Below are 18778 nucleotides of genomic sequence, written 5' to 3'. Positions count from 1 at the left end.
CTTTGGAGTGAGAGGGTGGCCAATATTTACCTCCTCTCTCCATTTTTAAATGTGGCAAACTATGGTATAATGAATATATTAAAAATAAAGTGAGAAAAACATGAAAAAGTTTAAAGGTTTTGTAAGTATTGCATTAAGCACCATTATGATAGGGTGTTTTAGCCCAGCCTTAGTAAATGCAAATCAGACTTCGACATCTCTTCAACAGGCAGAAGCAAAAGTTAAAAGCCTAGAGCAAACAGTGCTACTTGCAGAAGGGAATGTATCAAAAGCAAATTCAAATTTAGCTGCTGCTAAACCAGCATATGACAATGCTAAAGTAAAAGTCGAACAAGCACGTAATACTTTAAATAGTTATCCCGTTTTCAAATTGAGTCAAGAGTATGTGAATGCTCTGAAAGATTATCGGAAAAAATTAGATATTGCAGGAGAGCAAAAATTGATTGCACTCGCAGATGAAGGTCTTAAGAACAATGTCTATGTAGCAAATCCAAAAGATAATTATTCAGTTGATGTTTTACATCTTACAAATAATCAACTCATTGAATTAGCATGGTATGCGCAGTCTATTGAGAGTCAGATTCGAACACAGTTTGGTACACCTCAAGTATATGTAACTCAAGGATCGATTGATTTTTCAAAGGCTATTGCAAATCGATATACAGCAGATGATTGGTATTTAAAAGCTCACCATGAAGAAGCTATCAAGCAATTGGCTAAATCTTTTGGTTTGAAAGAAGGTCAATATTATGAAAATCTGTTGTCTGCTTATGCAGGTGGCGTAACGAAGACGATGGCTGATTTAAAACATGATATTCATTTAGCTTATACTGAAATGATGTTTGCGAAAGACGAATGGTTTCATGCTATGGGGTTGGCAGGAATCTGGTATGTGAATGATATAGAATATCTTTCTATTGGATTTTCTCGAACACGTGAGATTGATAACGTACACATTATTGCAGTTGGACGTGATGAGATTTTACCAGGCTCTAGTTTTGATTCCTCTGTGATTGTAAATCCGAATAACTACTCAAATTATCAATTAGCAGTTTCACAAGCTCAGGAACAATTAAGCCTTTCTGAGTCGATTTACAATCAACGATCTTTAGAAAAACAAGCTGCAGATAATGCTTTAATTAAAGCTAAGGCTGATTTAGCACAAGCGAAACGTGTGTTAGATGATTTACGTAAGGATTCACAAATTCTGAAACAAACTACAAAATCAACTAGTAAAACTATTTCAAAACAAAATCCTATAATAAAAGGCTTACAACCAGTTTATCGTTTATATCATTCAGGATTAAGGGTTCATCTTTATACGAAAGATAAAAATGAATATCAAGTTCTTTCGGCACGTGGTTGGAAGCAGGAAGGGCAAGCATGGATGACTTCATCGAAAGGTGATCCAGTTTATCGTTTGTATCATTCGGGATTAAAAGTACATTTATATACGAGAGATAAAAATGAATATCAGGTTCTTGCGACACGTGGCTGGAGACAAGAAGGTATTGCATACCGTTCAGAGGGAAATGTTAAGGTTTATCGATTATACCATAGTGGTATCAAGAAACATTTATATACAAAAGATAAAAATGAATATCAGGTTCTTTCAACACGTGGCTGGAAGCAGGAAGGTATTGCCTGGTATGCAAAATAAATAATTAGTAAGCTACTAGATGATTCTAGTAGCTTTTTAGATAGGTTAGAAAGGAAAAGAATGGAAAATTCAAATTTTGGGAAAACTCCATCCTCTGAAGAAAAATTGGGACAGTCTTCAGTTACAAGTGAAGTAACATTTAAAATAATTGAGCACATTGCTATGTTAAATACGAATACAAGAGGATGGACAACAGAGTTGAATCTAGTTAGTTGGAATGGTAAACCAGCTAAGTATGAAATTCGTGATTGGAACCCTGACCACACACGTGGAGGAAAAGGGTTGACATTTGAACCACAAGTTTGGGAAAACTTGAAACAAATCATTAGACAAATGAATTAAGGAGAAAATACATATGGAACTATTTACACAGATTGTAGGATATTTAGGTGGAGCAGGAACAATGATAGGGTTATTTGGTATATGGACTGGTTGGCAGGATTTTTCGACTGGAAAGATTAATGAAAATGCAATGCAGCAATCAAAAGGGCAGAATGCTATGATTTTTGGTGGGTTGACTGCAGCAGTATCAGCCTCAATTGCAGCAGCAGTCATTGCTCAAATGAGTGGTATTATTGGTTAGAAGGAGAACAAGGTGGATGTTTCAGAATTAACAAAGTCGCTAGCAGACTATAACGCAACCGTTAATAGTTCTGTGGATTTGATTGTTAGCGCGACACAGCCCCTTGCCTTTGTGATAATTGGTGTTTTTTTACTTTTGGAGTTAGATAGCTGGTATAAATACTTTAAACAAGAAGGAGGTGCTATTACAGCAAATCTTTGGTTAGAGTTAGCTATTAAATATGTTTTAGCTTACTTATTTGTCATATATAGCTCTTCAATCTTTGATTTCATTGTCGAGATTTTTAACGTTGCGATTAAGCTAACAAACGGTGTTTTACCAAATACAAAAATTAATTTTGATGTAACGACAAAAGGCTTGACGGGATGGTTTTTAAAAAATATAGTTGGATTTGTTGGTAAAACTACAAATTATATAGCAGGTGTATCAGCAAAGTTACTTCTGATGATGCGTTTCTTCCAGATGTATCTTTTGAAAGCACTCGGACCGGTGATGGTAGCATTTTTTATGGCTGATTCTACTAGACCTACGATGATAAATTTCTTAAAGCAGTTTGGCGCTGCTGCCTTGCAAGGTTTGATATTGATGATTGTAATCAGATTATATCCCGTACTTGTTCAAACAGACATGTTGAAAGCAGGAGAAGGGGATTATGTGACAGCTTTTGCATCTATTGCAAAAGGTATTATCTTTATTTTTATGCTGTTTGGTAGTCAACGTTTAGCAAAAAGTATCTTAGGAACTAGTTAAAAAACAAAAGGGTGCATTTTTTGAAAAGTTGTGATACAATATAATTATAAATATAATTATATTGATAAAAAAGGGGGTATTATGAAAGAAGGAAAGCAAGTTCAAAGTGTAGAAGAAGCTTTAGACAATTTATATGAAGCAATGGCTTGTGCTTCTCATGAAGAATTAATAGCGGCGGGATTAGAAAAGCGAAGAGGAATTAGATATCACATTTCAATGATTGGGAAGTTCCTATTCCTAGCGATATCTTTCGTTATAAAATCGCCAATCTTTCTTTATTACTTCCTAAAACACTGGATTGGTGTAGGTATTATTACTTGGATAATTTTTGTTATATATAAAGCTATGTTTGTATCTGGAGAAGTCCAATTTACAAATCATGACTTTTCTATAATCACCATAGTTTCTATGTTTTTATCTTTATTTGTCACATTTAGTTTGTTTAGAAGTAAGGAGTGAAAATACAAATTATCACATGAAGCATGATGCAATTTTGCATTGTGCTTTTTTTATTGTCAGAAAGGAGCTTTATGAAACTTGGCTCAAAATTTTTAAAGGAGTTTGAGAACTATGAAAAGCCAATTTTCGGCAACATGACTAAGCAGAATTTAATTCTTTTGTCTGCTGTGATTGGTACTGGTGTTCTCAATATTGTTTTACTACGATTGGGAGTTCCACAGATTATCTTATTTATTTTATCAATCCCTATTATCGTACCAGCGCTTATCTTTTCATCTAACCGAAAGGATGAGTATTTAGAGCGTTGGAAGTTCAAATACACGATTCAGGATCGTGCATACTTAACAGATTTCGGAAAGGAGGAGAAAGTTACCAAAAATGACTTTATTCAATCGAAAACAGTCTCGGAAGCTAAGCCAGACTGAAAAACAACGCAAGGCACGTTTACAACGAACAATCAAGCCATCCACACAACTTACTATCCGCTATACTAGTCAATTTGAAGATGGTCTGATGTATATTACTGGTCAAGAGTACTCTAAGAGTTTTCGCTTAGGTGATGTCGCATATACTTCTACAACAGATGAGGAGAAGATTGATGTAATTACAACATATGCTGAAGCTATCAATTCTCTTGATGCAGGAGACAATTTTCAGTTTCTAGGTATTAACCGACGTATAGAAACACAGGTTGTAGCGGATGTTTTATTTGACAACGTCGGTGATGAGTACCAGAACTATAGAGATGAGTATAACGCAATTATAAACAAGCGTTTCTCTAAAAATAGTAAAAACTTTCAATTCGATAAATACATTATCATTTCTACAGATGCAAATGATAGTGATTTGGCTGATAGACAATTAGATGAGATGGGTGTCTCATTGGCAAATCAATTTGCAGAAATGGAAATCAGTTTAACGGATATGGATGGCTTAGACCGTTTGAAGATTTTTAATTACTTACTGAAGGGTGAAAATTTTCTTACCTACAATTATCGTGATATTGCTCTATCTGGTCTAACATCGAAGGACTTCATTGCACCTAGCAGAATTAAGTTCATGGAAGACCGAATGAAGATTGATCATTTCTATGCTAAGGTGATGTATATCGGAAAATATCCAACTTTCTTATCAGATAGACTGATGAAAAAATTGACGGAAACAGGTGTAGAATTTGCGATTACAGTACATGCTAAGCCGTATGATACCTCAGATGCTCTTAAAAAAATCAATAGTCAACAAGCAGCTGTTAAATCAGAAATGATTAAAAATCAAAAAGATGGCTTGCGTGATGGAATTATTGATTCAGAATTATCAACTTCTGGAGTTGCAAAGGAAGTCAACGAGGCGACTAAGGAGTGGAAAGATGAAATCATTGATAATGACCAAAAGATGTATGCTGGTTTGATTGCTGTCTATTTTATTGCTCCAGATAATGAAACTCTCAACGCTAATGCCGATAAGTTGAAGACTGCTGCACGTCGATTGGGTGTTGATTTTAATGATTGTTACTATTACCAGGAAGAAGCGCTCAATACTATCCTGCCGATAGGTCATGCTTATCTAGATGTAAAGAAGCGTTTTGTACGTGACATGACGACAGACAATGTTGCCACTCAAATCCCATTTACTAATGTGGAACTCATCTCGAATTCTAAAAAAGCTCTGTATTACGGTCAAAATCAGCTTTCCAATAATATTATTACCTTGGATCGTAAAGCTGACCTGAATACAGGTAGTGGGATGATTTTTGGTACAGCTGGTGCTGGTAAAGGGATGACTGTTAAGACAGCAGAAATCATTCCAACGTTACTGCGTTATCCCGAAGATCGTATTATTATCATTGACCCTGAAGACGAGTACACTACGATAGGTCGTGAGTTTAACGCACAAATTATTGATATTGCAGTTGGTTCTAAAAATCATTTAAACCTTTTGGATTTGCCGAGCCAAGACAAGTTAGACTTATTAGACGATGAGGATAATGATCCGATTGGTGATAAGGCAAACTTGCTGATGGGATTATTTGAATCAATGTTCGATGAGGTGAGCGATGAAGAGTTCGGTATTATTGACCGGGTTACAGCATTGACTTATGAACGATTTGAGGGTAGTGGTAAACTGCCAACTCTAGCAGATTGGCACAATGTACTTTTGGAACAGCCTGAAGAGTTTGCTCAGAATTTGGCTACCAAGTCAGAACCATATGCTAAAGGATCTCAGAACATCTTCTCTTATCAATCAAATGTGAACCTAGATAGTCGCTTTATTATCTTTAATATCAAGCGACTGAAAGGGAAACTAAAACCATTTGCTTTACTGGTTATCCAAGATTATATTTGGAATATGATTGTAGAAAACCAAGGGAAATTGACCACACGGCTTTATGTCGATGAAATTCAGCTACTATTTAAAGACCAGGCACAACGTACATTTTTTACTGAACTCTACTCACGAGTCCGTAAATATGGTGCTATTCCAACAGGGATTACACAAAATATTGAAACAGTTCTTTCTACAGAGGAAGGAAGAAAATTACTTTCTAATAGTGAATTTATGATTTTATTGCGACAAAAAGAAACAGATATGATGCAATTACGTAAAATATTGAAACTGTCACCAACGCTAGAACGCTATATTTTGAAGCCAAAGACAAAGGGAAGTGGATTGATTGTTGCAGGGGATGTGATTGTACCATTTAACAATACTATTCCTGATAATACGAGGTTATTCCAGCTTACTCATACAAATGCTAAGAACTAGGAGGTGGTCTAGTTGGCTAGAAAAGCAAGGCGAGAGTTGAGGAGGGCTAAGGCTAATCTTGTAGATGCGAAAAAAGAACTTTCTGAAGCAAATTCGCGATATAGACTGGTCAAAAAAGAAACTCCTAAGACATATAAAGCAAGTACTTCTGCTGAAGCACGGTATTTGAAGAAACGTGCTTCAGTCAAACAATCGATTGCGAAGGAAGAAGTCCGACAAGCTAAGTATAAGAAAAAAGAAGCTGTCAAGAGTAAGAAAAAAGCAGTTAATCGAGCAGGAGGCAGCCTAAAGAAAAGAATCGCCAAGAAAGGCTATGGGAATATCCGCTCTACAACTGAGACAGCTGTACGTGACAATGATATATTGAGTGATATTGCTTCAACTCGTCAGAAAATTCGTCATACAAACGTAAGCATACAACAGACAAAACATGCTTTTAGATACGCAGGAGGAATTGCAAGTAAAACAGGTAGAGCTACATACAGTCTATCTAATCGCACTTATAACCTAGTAAAAGGACGTGGATTTACAAGAACGCCTAAAATGAATCGTTGGGAAACAAAGGCTGCCTATCGTCTGCGACAGTTAAGGATGCGAGTTGCTAGCAATAAGGTAGTGAAACGATTCAAAACAGCTAGTAAGTGGGGAAGCTATATTATGCGCCCTCTTAAAGCTATTCTGGCTAATCCTCTATCGTTAAAGGCTTATTTAATTTCATTTTTATTATTATGCACAATAGCTTTATTTGTCGGAAATACTTCCACGGTAGAACAAGATGAGTTTGATTTGAACAAATCTTGGTTACAACTTAGCAAGCGTGATAGAGAAGAAACAACAAGTGAAGTTGAATACTGGACGAATATCGATGATATATTATACTTCATGAACTACCGCTATGGTGGTGAATGGAATCCAGAAAGTTCGTGGAAAGAAGGGAGAGGTGGAGAACTAGCAGGAAATCTAGGATTTAATCATTACTCAGATGCGTTAAATGATATTTGGAATCATTTAAACAAGGATACTAGTAATCTGAAAAAAATGTCCGATTTATATGGTGACTCTTCTGATTTAAAATGGGCTAAATTGAGTAACAATCAATTACAAGAGTATAAAGAGTTACTGGAGTTATCAGAGGAGGTTGGGAAGTATACGAATTACCAAGAACTCGAAAACCCTTTCTATCCACTGACGGATGAGAAAGCAACTGAACCTCTTCCAATTTCGAAACGATTTGGATATGAGACTAAGTCAAAGATTTATAACGGTACTACTTTTCAAGTTGAAAAGGGAAGAACTGTTATAGCTCCAATCTCAGGAACGATTGAAGTTACTCCAGAGAAAGATGTCTTGATTTGTACGAGTGAAGCAATTATCACATTTAAAAATCTATCTGAAGTAAAGCATGAAACTGGAGCACAGGTCGTTGTAGGAGAAAGCATTGGAACAGTTTCTTCTGATATAGGTCAAGAGGTCTATTATCAAAAGTTAGAAGAGGCGGCGGCTTCAAAGAAGGATAAAGATAAATGGACATATGTAAATCCTGGCTTTTATCTTCCTAAAGTGAAGTATCTTCAGGAGACTTTTATACTGACAACAAATGTAGATGCAGATCAAGGGCAACGTGTTCAATTTATTCTTAGTTATTTTAAAAAACATGTTCCTGGATTGAAATTAGAGGGGTTAGCTTCTATTTTAGGCAACTGGGATGTCGAGAGTAGTATTACAGCTAGAAGAGCTGAGGGAGACTATCTGAATCCTCCTATTGGTGCATCTACTAACTCTTGGGACGATTCTGCATGGTTGTCTATCAATGGGCCATCTATCTATAATGGCAGGTACCCAAATATCCTCCATCGGGGGATAGGGCTAGGACAATGGACTGATACTGCAGATGGTTCTACTCGTCATACTCTTCTCTTAAACTATGCAAAATCTAAAAATAAGAAGTGGTATGATTTAGAACTTCAGCTTGATTTTATGCTTCATGGCGATGCACCATGGTATCAACAAAAAGCACGTGAAATTTTAACTTCGAGCGCTTCAGTAGAAGAATCTACCAGAAATTTCCTAATAGAGTGGGAAGGGAATTCAGGAGATAAACTAGGAGCACGTATTGCTTCTGCTCAAAAATGGTTGAGTTACCTCAAGAATAATAAAAATAAGGGACGTGGCAAACACATGTTTAACGAACCCTATATTGTTGTTCAGCCTTGGGGAAAAACTCCTTGGAGTCAAGGTGCAGGAGCATGGATGTATCCTAAAGGGCGTCATGATGGTGTAGATTTAGCCGCTGTTCGTGCAAATTACAATAGTTCAGTAGTTTATGCGAACGATATACCAGTTTTTGCAGTTCTTGGGGGAACGGTAGTTCGAGTAGCAGGTCCAACTCCTTGGGGAAATTCAATTGTAATTCAGACTGATTTAGGGGGCTATACTTATTATGGTCACCTAAAATATGTACCAAAATTCAATTCTGGAGACCGAATCGAACAAGGGCAACAAATCGCTGTTTTAGGTGACACTGGTACAGTGGGGGTTCCTCATGTACATTTCCAATATTATATTGGAGATTTTGCAAATGATGTCGATCCAAGCTTCTTATTTAAGGATAAAGGTACTCTATTACAAAATGAGGTGATTGTGCCATAGCACATAGAAAAAGGAAAGGAAATAGACCACATGTTGGATGAACAGAAATTTGAAAGGTTAAAAAAACTAGCAATTTTTGCAGTCGCAGCTTTTCTTATTCTCCTGGGATTTGCTTTTGGTAAGATTGGTAAAGTTCCTGCCAAAAGCGAAACTAAACAGGAAGTGACTGTACGAAAAGAAACGGATGCAAAAGGACTATCTACTCGATATGTTGAAGAATTTCTTATTGCATACTACACAAAGAAAGATCTGAGTGAAAATCGTAATCGATATGAGCGTTTCATGACTAAAACCATGTATGAGAGAGAGGTTGTGATAGAAGAGAAGGCAGTAAATCAGGCTTATAAAGGATATGTGGTTGATTATGTCTACCAATCGTCAGAAATCTATATCAATCAGAAATCTCAGAAGGTTTTAGCGGATATTCACTACACTAGTACATTGCTGAAGAAACAATACAATTATGAGGATGCAGCCAAGGATGTACAACGAGAAGTTATGCTAGAAATAACATTTGTGAAATCGGGCAGTAAGTATCTGGTTTCAAGTATGAAGCCAGTGGCACTAACAGATGCAAATGACGATGATCATTCAAATCATGTACATAGTTTTCTGACAGATGATGAGAATGATCATGATCAATAATAATTAGAAAGGAAATATATGGCTAGAAAGAAAAAACTACAAGATTATAAGAAACCATTAGAAAAAATTGAAAAGGAATTGGCCAAAATAGCACGTGACAAACAAGATTTGGCTGAAAAAGAAACTCAATTGAAAAGAGAGTATTCAGCACGACACGCTGATTATATTATGTTTTTAGTTTCAGAATCTGAATTAAGTGCAGAAGACTTAGAAGATCTCTTATTGTCTGGAAAATCGGTTCAAATAGGTGATAAATAATGTTTATTGTAACGAATTCAAACAATCAGATTCAGGAATTTAAAAATAAAGATGAATTACTTTGGCATGTGGAAAACAGTTCTGCTAGAGTAGCTGCTAATCAACAAAAAGATTTTTTTTCTATCAAGCATATCGCAGAATCGGGAGAGACACTTGAAACAATTCAAATTGTTCTTCCTTTACAAAGTCAAGTGGAAGTTATTTTAGAGAACTTTGGGAATGCCAGACCTGTTAAAACGTCTCCATTGATAAAATTAAAGAGCAGTAAGAATGAAGTCAAGAAGGGATGGAGAAGGGATGGTATTAACCAAAAAATGACTAAGAAGAAGGACCAGAGCCCTAGAAAGTCGTCTTCACCCTCAATAACAAAACCCTCCTTTGTCAGTATAATTGCTACGGTGTTAGCTATTTTTGGAATAAGTTTATCAGGTAACCTATACGTGCAACAACTATCTTTAGTAAAAGAACTGAAACAAACTCAGATGAATTTAAAAGAAATTGATTTACTTCAAGATAAGTCACATGCTGCAGATTTATTTGCACGTTATTTTCTTCCTAATTATTATTCAGGAGATAAAACTAAGCTAACTGACTATGTAATGGAAGATGTATTAGATCAAAATGACAACCTTCCTGATAATCAATTGCAATCAGTAATTCTAGAAACAATTTCTAATGAAGCAGATATCTTTAATTTGACCTATGTGGTGATCGTGAAGAAGGAGGAGACTCCCAAAAGCTACCGTTTAAGTTTTCAAGTAAAAGAAGATAAAAAATCAGGTTATGGTTTTACTGTAGTCAAATTACCTAAAATATCAGATTATCCATAAATATAATTATATTGTTTAAAAGAGTTTGAGATAAAAAGTTTCTCTAACTCTTTTTATTAAGGAGAAACAAATGAACCAAGAACAGATTGCATACCGTCTGACAGGTATTTCAAAGGTGACAGGCGAAGTGTTGTTAAAACTCATTTTTCTGGCACTTCAAGAAACGGAAGAAAAACTCCAGCAACACCTAGCAGCTAAAAACTTTACTTCAGAAACCAGTTGGAACAAATTTCTAGCTACTTCTGACGAGAAATACTTCAAGGAGTTCTTATCAACTGAGCTACACACAAAGGCTTTGAAAGACTACTTGAACGAGCATAACATCGGCTTTGCTTTGCAGAAGTTGCCAGATGGAAAAATGGAAATTGCTATCGATGCAAAAAACATCCAGCAACTAGAAAATTTCTTGACAAAATTCAAGCAAGAAGTCTCAACTGCAGCTGAAGCAGAAGTCCTGACGGAACGCCTTTCTAAAGAAAGCAATCCGCTCACGTTGGAAGATATGTTGGCCAAGTATGAGAAACAGGTAGACAATGAAATTGCTCAAGCCCAACAAACCAAGGCTCCTGCTCCTCAGAAGGAAGTAGACAAGGAGTTGTAATGACAAAGAAACCAAAAAACTTTAAAGTCTATCTCGCTATAATGTTTATTGTTTTCTACCTTCTGCACCTTCTTGTCAAAACAGCTTCTCAGGCTCCTGGCTATTCTTTCATAAATGATCCACTGGGGCTATCAAGACTAACTTGGGGGCTGACGCATTTTGGAACCTTTGGTCTATTGGATTTCCAGTTTACAACGTGGTCCCTATTTGCAGGAGGGCTTGGAGCTTTTCTAATCCTGATGGCTTATCTGAAAGTGCAAGATACAGGCACCTACCGCTACGGAGAGGAGCATGGATCAGCTAGATTTGCGACGGTGGCGGACCTCAAGGGCTTTCGAGATGAACTTCCTGAAAATGATATGATTTTTTCAGAACGAGCACGTATGGGACTTTTTAACAAACGTCTGCCCTTCAAGTGGCAACTGAACAAGAATACGTTGACAGTTGGTCTTCCTGGGGACGGAAAGACCTTTACCTTTGTAAAGCCTAACCTCATGCAGCTAAATAGTTCTTTCGTTGTGACAGACCCTAAAGGCCTCTTGGTACGTGAAACAGGGGATATGTTGCGGAAAGCAGGCTATAAAATCAAGGTCTTTGACTTAGTAAACTTGGTTAACTCCAATCAATTCAATGTATTTCATTATATGAACGATGAAATTGACATCGATAGAATTGCAGAAGCAATTATCGCTGGAACTGCCAAGTCTGATAACAAGGGAGAGGACTTCTGGATTCATGCAGAAGCACTACTCATGCGAGCCTTGATAGGTTATCTGTATTTCTCAGGAAAGGTGCTAGGAAACTTTGAACCAAACATCAGCCAAGTAGCAGACTTGTTGCGGTCGCTGAAGCGTAGAGCTGAAGATGTACCAAGTGCCGTCGAGCGAATGTTCGAGGATTTGGAGAAGGAATTGCCAGGGAACTATGCCAATAAGCAATGGGACCTGTTCAAGTCAAACTTTACTGGTCAAACTATGACTTCAGTCTTAGCAATTATGTCTGCTCGTTATTCTTTATTTGACCATGAAAAAGTCCGTAAGTTAGTAGAGCGAGACAATATGGAGATGGAGAAGTGGCAGACAGAGAAAACAGCTGTCTTTATTGCCATTCCAGAAACCGACAAAGCCTTCAATTTCTTGGGAACTATGTTGTTTACAATGATGTTTCGAATGTTGCCTAAAACGGCTGATGAGATTCTTCAAGGTACTCATCCGACGTGCACCCCTGAAGACCTTCTGCACATTCGGTTGATTTTGGATGAGTTTGCGAACTTTGGCCGTTTCCCTAATTTCACAGAGGTCTTATCTTCTGTACGGTCACGTGAAATATCGTTTGATATTATCATTCAAGCTATTAGCCAGCTGAAGGCGCTATACAAGGACCAGTGGGAAACTATCTTCAATAATTGTGCCACACTGATTTATTTAGGAACCAACGACAAAGATACAATGGACTATTTTTCAAAACGATCAGGAAAACAGACTATCCGAAATATCAATACGTCTAAGACTTGGAGTCATCATGGATCATCCAGTCAAACAACGCAGACTATTGGACGTGACTTGATAACGCCTGATGAAGTGGCACGTATTGGAGTAGATGAAGCCCTAGTATTTATCTCTAAGCAAAATGTCTTCAGAGATAAGAAAACCAATGTCCTCCAACATCCACGTGCAGCAGAATTGGCCAATGGGCCACAAGATGAAAACTGGTACCGTTATGTTCGATCAATGACAGATATGGACGATTGGGACGAACGTGTCCGCCATGACCGCGTGCAAATCAATCGTCGAACTAGTGATGATTTGAAAAAAGTGGCATAAAACAAACCAACTAGCACTTACCAGGCGGTAGGTGTTTTTTTTGAAATGAACAGGAAGGAAAATACATGAAACAAAAAGATTACAAAGGGATGAAACGACAGGTATTTGAAGAGACAGTCTATGGGATTGGTTTCTTTCATGGGATTGAAAGCAAACTCCCCCTCTATGCGTTGACGGCTGCGACAAAAGAAATCGTAGCCCAGGGACTGATTGCTGCAGATACAAGTGATGAGGATGCGAATAACATCTTGATTACTGAAGCAATCAAGCAACTAGGATACCAGGACTTCAAAGAAGTGGCTCCCTATCTCTTCAGTTATCCAAGAGAGCAACGTGAAAAGGGTTTATTAGTCAGTCCAATTACAGTGTCACGTGACTACTTTGAGGAGCTGAAGGCTAAAGCGGACGAGTTGTTTTACCTCAAACAGGCACGTGAAGATAACCAACGTGAGAAGGTCGAGCAAATGGAGAGAGGGATTGTAGAACTCGAAACAGACCAGGTTCTAAACGGTGATCGAGTCATTGGGGTTAATGTTGAGAACGAGACTTTGCTTTTGTTGCGACAACCAGAGACGGCTTACATCGATGATTGGGAAATCATGACACCAGGACTGATTACTGATTATCGTGACCAGGAAGAATCGGACTATCAAACAATCACTTTCCTGATGAAGCACTACTCAGATTTAAAAGTGATTTTCTTTGAGGAAGTTCTCAATCGAGACCGATCAGATGGCTATGTGGTAGTGGATAAGGCAGCCATTGAGGAATTACCTTCAGATACTATTCCTGACTTTAAAACGCATCGAGCATTTTATGACTACGCCTCTCAATATGCTTCTTTCAGAAAGGAATTTGGTAGCTATGAGGACTACGTGCTAGAAACTTATGAGAGAGACTATCCAACAGACTACGGTCTCAAGTTCTTCAGTGATGGCATCCCACAAAAACGACTATCGGAAATCAATCAGGAACTAAGAAAGGACCAAAAAGAGCTTGTTTTATATACTGCCTATGGTTATACCGACGGTGAAGAATACAAACTAGCCTATCTTCGAGATGTGACCAAAGAGAGCATCAGTGATATTAACTACTACCTTAGACACCGTGTGGGAGCTTTTTATAGAGGTAGCCTAACGGAAGTAGCTATTATCCCTATTGATAGTATTGACCCAGTACAGGGCTATCGAGGGGTGGTAGAAGAGGCCTTCTTAATTGATAGTGTTAAGTTAGGTATTGAGCCAAAATTAGACTTGAAAAAAGTGATTGCCGCTATTCCAGAGTTGAAAGATTTCGTGGCCGTCGACGTGGCCAAAGAGATGCTGCTACCGAAAGAAAGTGAGAAGCAAACAGAGAAAGAAGAGGATTTGGAACTATGAGTACAGAACCATCAGGAAAAAAACTATCCCTGGAGCAACGCATCGAGCAAGCTAAAAATAGAGATATTTTAGAGGTTGCGGAAGCTCTTGGAATGGAGATGAAGCGAAACTCAACACATGAATACTACTGGACAGAGCATGATTCTCTGAAGGTAAATACCAGGAAGAATACTTTTCGGTGGTATTCCAGAACGGATGTATTTGGCGATCCAGTAGACCTGGTGCAAGCAGTCAAAGAGGTTTCCTTCAAAGAAGCCATCCACTTCTTAGAAACAGGTGAGTTCAAAGAGGCTACGATTGATACTCGACCACGTGAAGAGTTTTCTTATTATCTAGGTAGGTACGAGGAACCGTTTATTGCTGCAGATAACTACTTACAGACAGTAAGAGGTTTATCTGCAGATACGATCAACTTCTTTGGCCAACAAGGTGTCTTAGCCCAAGCTAAGAAAAAAGCCAAGGATGGTTCCTTGGAGTCTGTTGTGGTCTTTAAGTCGCTAGATAAGAAAGGAAATGTCATTGGTGCTAGCCTGCAGGGGATTGAGCCACGTCCTGAATTATATGAGAGGAAAGGCTACCTGAAACAAATCTTGGCTCACTCGGATGGTCTAAGTGGTTTATCAGTCGATATTGGCACTCCTAAGCGTCTTGTCTTTGCGGAGGCTCCAATAGACCTTATGAGCTATTACGAGGCAAACAAGGACCGTCTGAGCGATGTGAGACTGGTTTCTATGGATGGTCTAAAGATAGGAACCATCTCTCGTTACACGATGGAACTTCTTGCGGAGTTACAGGGTAAGACAGACTATCAATCTGATTTGAACAAGGTAGGAGAAGCACTAGAAGCACTTGTTTCTACGACAACCTTTTTCAAGGACGGCAAGAATGCAGATTTGATTGCCTTAGCAGTTGATAATGACGAGGCTGGTCGAGAATTTATTGCGGACTTAGAAGAAAAAGGCATCCCTATCCAGTCAGACTTACCACCTTTATCACCAGGGCAAGAAAAGACAGACTGGAACGATTATTTGAAAGAGCAGAAAGGAGTAGTCGAAGACTACGAAAAAAAAGTGGATGAACTCATCTCAGAAATCACAAAAGATGATACAAACTATTATCTGTGGCACGATGAAGAGTTGAACAATATGGATGCTGGAGATACGGTTGTAGAAGAATTCCATAGTAGTCTTGAAGATACTCGCTATCAAATCGCTGGAGTTACACTTTACGTGGCAGAGTCCATCAATGATGGTGCGACAGGTTATCTCTCCATCGAGGGTCATGCGCTAGATGACAATGGCATTCGTGACTATCTTTCGGACAAGGGGTTATCAGGTGCAGCTGCAGTTGAGTTTCTAAGAAAACTCCAGGCTGAACTTCCAGATATTTGGGATAAAGTGATAGATTACTATGACAAACAACTTAATACTATCATTGAAAAGTATGGTTTAACCGAAGAGATAACTTCTAATCAAAAAGAAAAGCCTCTTGATAATTATCAAGAGACTTTAGATAGCGATGCGGGCGAATTTCATCGCACTTCCGATTTTTCAGGAGATGTTTCTCCTAGGACAGCATCGCAGCCTGTTGTGGATGAACCACAACCTGATTTTCCTGTCATCGCTCATTTACAGTTTACCACTAGAGGAGCGTACGTGTCAAATAAAAAGCAGGATTATCATATCGTTGACGGGAAGGAATTACGTCGATTAAATCGCTTTGCACCAACCCTTCAGACGACTGCTCAATGGTATCTAAAAGAATTGGCCGACAGTAAGGTGTTCTATGTATATGCGACTGCTTCTGGTGCTCAAGAAATTATTCAGATAAATTTCCAAAAGAAAAATTTTGCACATTTAGCAGGTATATCTCCAGTCAATATAACAATGGCAGAGGCTCTTGAAGATTTCGCTTACGGTCGAGGTGATTATGAAAATATCTTATTATCAAATGCTATCAAGGACAAGATGAAAGTCATTCCCCTTTTGCCTGAAATTCTTGAGGCAGAATCCTTTGTTTTTAACGATCTATCAGATGTTGAAAAACTACACAATATCGATATGTCAAAGGCTATCAATCCTGAAGATACTGATTTATTAGTTTTATTCAAAAATACAGATAAAGAAGGATTGATACCAGCATCTCTCATGAGAATTAAAGGCTCGCTCGGTGAAAATCTAAACAAAATTGATAAGGAGGTAGTTTTGGGGGTTTATCGTGAACGGAATGGTGTCCTTGAACAACTCTCCATCAATGAAGAATACGTTAAGGATGGTGGTCAAGAAATGCTCTCAATCCTAAAAAACAATCAATATCAAGAAGTATCTGAAGAAAATCTGACTCAAAGTGAAATTGTGTCTCCAGCACTCTTCACCCAGGTATTGGATGCTGCGTACAATGTGGGAAACCCCAAAGACCTCGGCATAGAATTTCCTGAAGAGTCGAAAGCTGCCTGGGTTATTTATGATGAACTATCAAGAATCCATAGCGGAAACTTCACGTCGATTGTAGATGCTGCGGATCAGATTGGTTTGGTAGATAAAGAGTCTAATTTCTATCAGGAATGGTCCCAGGACAGAGTTTATAATAAAACTTACCATGTCCGTGTTCAGTGGTTTGAAAAATGGCCAGATGGTCCTCAGCTACCATTTAATGAGGCGGACTTGATTGAGTACGAAACATTTGCAAAAGAACTCTATAAGCAGAACAGTATCTACTATGCTGCACACCAAGAAAGTAAACTGGAGGCAGACCTTGTAACCAATGAAGGCTACTTCCCATATACCAAAGTGAAATTTTCGGTATATGCTCCAGAGGGGGAACTCCTTCAGGAAGTCCGCTATGATGTTGCGGACGAGACGAAACCAATCTCACAACTATTAGCACTTGGTCCACGTCGATTGAAGGAGGCTGCAGACTTGGCAGCGATTGACAAAAGGATTTGGCTTGAAGTCGGTAGTGTCAAAGGATTGGATTTTGAAAAACAACTAGATAGCGATGGTGATGGTTATTCAGATTATGAGGAGCGTTCCTTGGGGTCTGATCGTTATAATGCTAACTCAACACCAGGGCAATTACAAGAAAGCGTACCTCAACCAGCAGAAACAATGATACCTCAACACCAAGTAGAAGGAGAGAAAAAAATGGACGAAAACCAAACTAGATTGTTTGATAACTTGGCTGATGTCACACCTAGTCAACCTGTTCCTGAAGAAGTAACAGATACTCGGACGATTGCTGAAATTATCCAAGTAAGGGACACTAAGGCACTTTCAAAGCGGATGAAAGAAGGAATTAAGGAGTATTTTAATTCGGATACCTATAAGAACTTTTTGACAACTATGAGTAAATTCCCAGACTATTCCCCAGGGAATATTGGACTGATATTGGCTCAAAATCCAAAAGCGACTCACGTTGCTTCCTTCAACAAGTGGAGAGATGATTTTGGTCGAAATGTCAATAAAGGTTCAAAGGCTTTGTGGATTTGGGCACCAATGATGGTTGATAAAATTGACAAAAAGACCAAAGAAGTGGTCCTAGATGACAATGGAAAACCAGTTAAAGTGATGCGCTTCAAGTTGGTACACGTCTTTGATGTTTCCCAGACCAGTGGGAAAGAACTTCCAAAACCAGTCTATGAATTGACTGGAACGTACGAAGAGTACGGACGGTTATTTAATGCTGCAAGAGAAGTGTCGAAGGTGAATGGCGTACCAATTTCTTTTGTCGCAGATGCGAATGGTGCAAGAGGTTACTACGATACAGTAAATAAAGAAATCGCCATTTTGGAAGGAATGTCTGAGCAACAAACGCTCAAAACAATCTTTCATGAAATGGCTCACTCAGACCTGCACAGTTTAGGTGACGGGTACACTAGCAGTGAACGCGAACTCCAAGCGGAGTCAATCGCTTTTGTCGTAGCGAGCCATTATGGACTAGACACAAGTGAGTATTCCTTTGCGTACTTGGCAAGTTGGTCACGTGACAAAGTTGGTCTATCTGACCTTGAAGCACAACTTGATATTGTGCAAAAAGAGGCAAGCAGTCTTATCAATCGAATTGACGCTACGCTTGAGAAGTACCAAGCAAAAGACGTAACCAAAGATAGTTTTCAAGAAAAACTATCTCAATACAATGAAGTATCGACACCAACTGCAGAGAAAACGGAGGAAAAGTCTGACCCAAAAAAGGAAGAACTGGGCAACGAAGAGATGAACCTGTAGCGGACTTAGTTGCTCAGTTAACCCAAGGTTTTATGACTAGACGAAAACAGAAAGAGGATGAATAACATGGAAAATGTAGAAAAACTAAAAATTTATGTACTTTATATCTAACAGTACCTAAACCCTTGATACATCTATAATTGAAGCATAAAGTA

General features: G+C 38.2%; 15 protein-coding genes. All 15 read left to right on the top strand.

Annotated features, from left to right (window positions below):
• Window positions 1–100: 100 nt before the first annotated feature.
• Window positions 101–1660: an SEC10/PgrA surface exclusion domain-containing protein gene (locus A3I9_RS13225; protein ID WP_018378482.1), complete on the top strand. Its 1560-nt coding sequence runs from the start codon at window positions 101–103 to the stop codon at window positions 1658–1660.
• A 162-nt stretch (window positions 1661–1822) separates the two neighbouring features.
• Window positions 1823–2002 carry a PC4/YdbC family ssDNA-binding protein gene (locus A3I9_RS13840; RefSeq protein ID WP_042361652.1) on the top strand — a complete coding sequence of 60 codons (180 nt, stop codon included), beginning with the start codon at window positions 1823–1825 and terminating at the stop codon, window positions 2000–2002.
• Window positions 2003–2015: 13 nt separating this feature from the next.
• The gene (locus tag A3I9_RS0107800) at window positions 2016–2243 is read left to right on the top strand and encodes a hypothetical protein (protein WP_018378480.1); all 228 of its coding nucleotides are present in this window, start codon (window positions 2016–2018) and stop codon (window positions 2241–2243) included.
• A gap of 12 nt (window positions 2244–2255) precedes the next feature.
• A complete protein-coding gene (locus tag A3I9_RS0107795) occupies window positions 2256–2993 on the top strand; it encodes a hypothetical protein (protein WP_018378479.1) in 738 nt (245 codons plus the stop codon).
• 81 nt (window positions 2994–3074) lie between these two features.
• Entirely contained in the window at window positions 3075–3452 is a 378-nt protein-coding gene (locus A3I9_RS0107790; protein ID WP_018378478.1) for a hypothetical protein, read from the top strand.
• Window positions 3453–3523: 71 nt separating this feature from the next.
• Window positions 3524–3877, top strand: coding sequence for a PrgI family mobile element protein (locus A3I9_RS0107785; protein WP_018378477.1), 354 nt, complete (start codon window positions 3524–3526; stop codon window positions 3875–3877).
• Window positions 3831–6215, top strand: coding sequence for a VirB4-like conjugal transfer ATPase, CD1110 family (locus A3I9_RS0107780; protein WP_018378476.1), 2385 nt, complete (start codon window positions 3831–3833; stop codon window positions 6213–6215). The genes A3I9_RS0107785 and A3I9_RS0107780 overlap by 47 nt, the downstream gene beginning before the upstream one ends.
• 12 nt (window positions 6216–6227) lie before the next feature.
• Window positions 6228–8864, top strand: coding sequence for a phage tail tip lysozyme (locus A3I9_RS0107775; protein WP_018378475.1), 2637 nt, complete (start codon window positions 6228–6230; stop codon window positions 8862–8864).
• A 30-nt stretch (window positions 8865–8894) separates the two neighbouring features.
• Window positions 8895–9509, top strand: coding sequence for a hypothetical protein (locus tag A3I9_RS12665; protein WP_018378474.1), 615 nt, complete (start codon window positions 8895–8897; stop codon window positions 9507–9509).
• Window positions 9510–9527: 18 nt separating this feature from the next.
• The gene (locus A3I9_RS12660; RefSeq protein WP_018378473.1) at window positions 9528–9767 is read left to right on the top strand and encodes a hypothetical protein; all 240 of its coding nucleotides are present in this window, start codon (window positions 9528–9530) and stop codon (window positions 9765–9767) included.
• Window positions 9767–10597, top strand: a complete 831-nt coding sequence (locus A3I9_RS0107760) for a hypothetical protein (protein WP_018378472.1) — start codon at window positions 9767–9769, stop codon at window positions 10595–10597. Before A3I9_RS12660 ends, A3I9_RS0107760 begins: the two co-directional genes overlap by 1 nt.
• Window positions 10598–10667: 70 nt before the next feature.
• Window positions 10668–11198, top strand: coding sequence for a hypothetical protein (locus tag A3I9_RS0107755; protein ID WP_018378471.1), 531 nt, complete (start codon window positions 10668–10670; stop codon window positions 11196–11198).
• On the top strand, window positions 11198–13021 hold the full coding sequence (locus tag A3I9_RS0107750) for a VirD4-like conjugal transfer protein, CD1115 family (RefSeq protein WP_018378470.1): 1824 nt from the start codon (window positions 11198–11200) through the stop codon (window positions 13019–13021). The genes A3I9_RS0107755 and A3I9_RS0107750 overlap by 1 nt, the downstream gene beginning before the upstream one ends.
• Before the next feature lie 65 nt (window positions 13022–13086).
• Window positions 13087–14400 carry a hypothetical protein gene (locus A3I9_RS0107745; protein ID WP_018378469.1) on the top strand — a complete coding sequence of 438 codons (1314 nt, stop codon included), beginning with the start codon at window positions 13087–13089 and terminating at the stop codon, window positions 14398–14400.
• Window positions 14397–18623: a PBECR4 domain-containing protein gene (locus A3I9_RS0107740; protein ID WP_018378468.1), complete on the top strand. Its 4227-nt coding sequence runs from the start codon at window positions 14397–14399 to the stop codon at window positions 18621–18623. Before A3I9_RS0107745 ends, A3I9_RS0107740 begins: the two co-directional genes overlap by 4 nt.
• Window positions 18624–18778 lie beyond the last annotated feature (155 nt).

Source organism: Streptococcus ovis DSM 16829 (assembly GCF_000380125.1).
Lineage (GTDB): Bacteria > Bacillota > Bacilli > Lactobacillales > Streptococcaceae > Streptococcus > Streptococcus ovis.
This window is presented reverse-complemented; position numbering and strand designations above follow the sequence as displayed.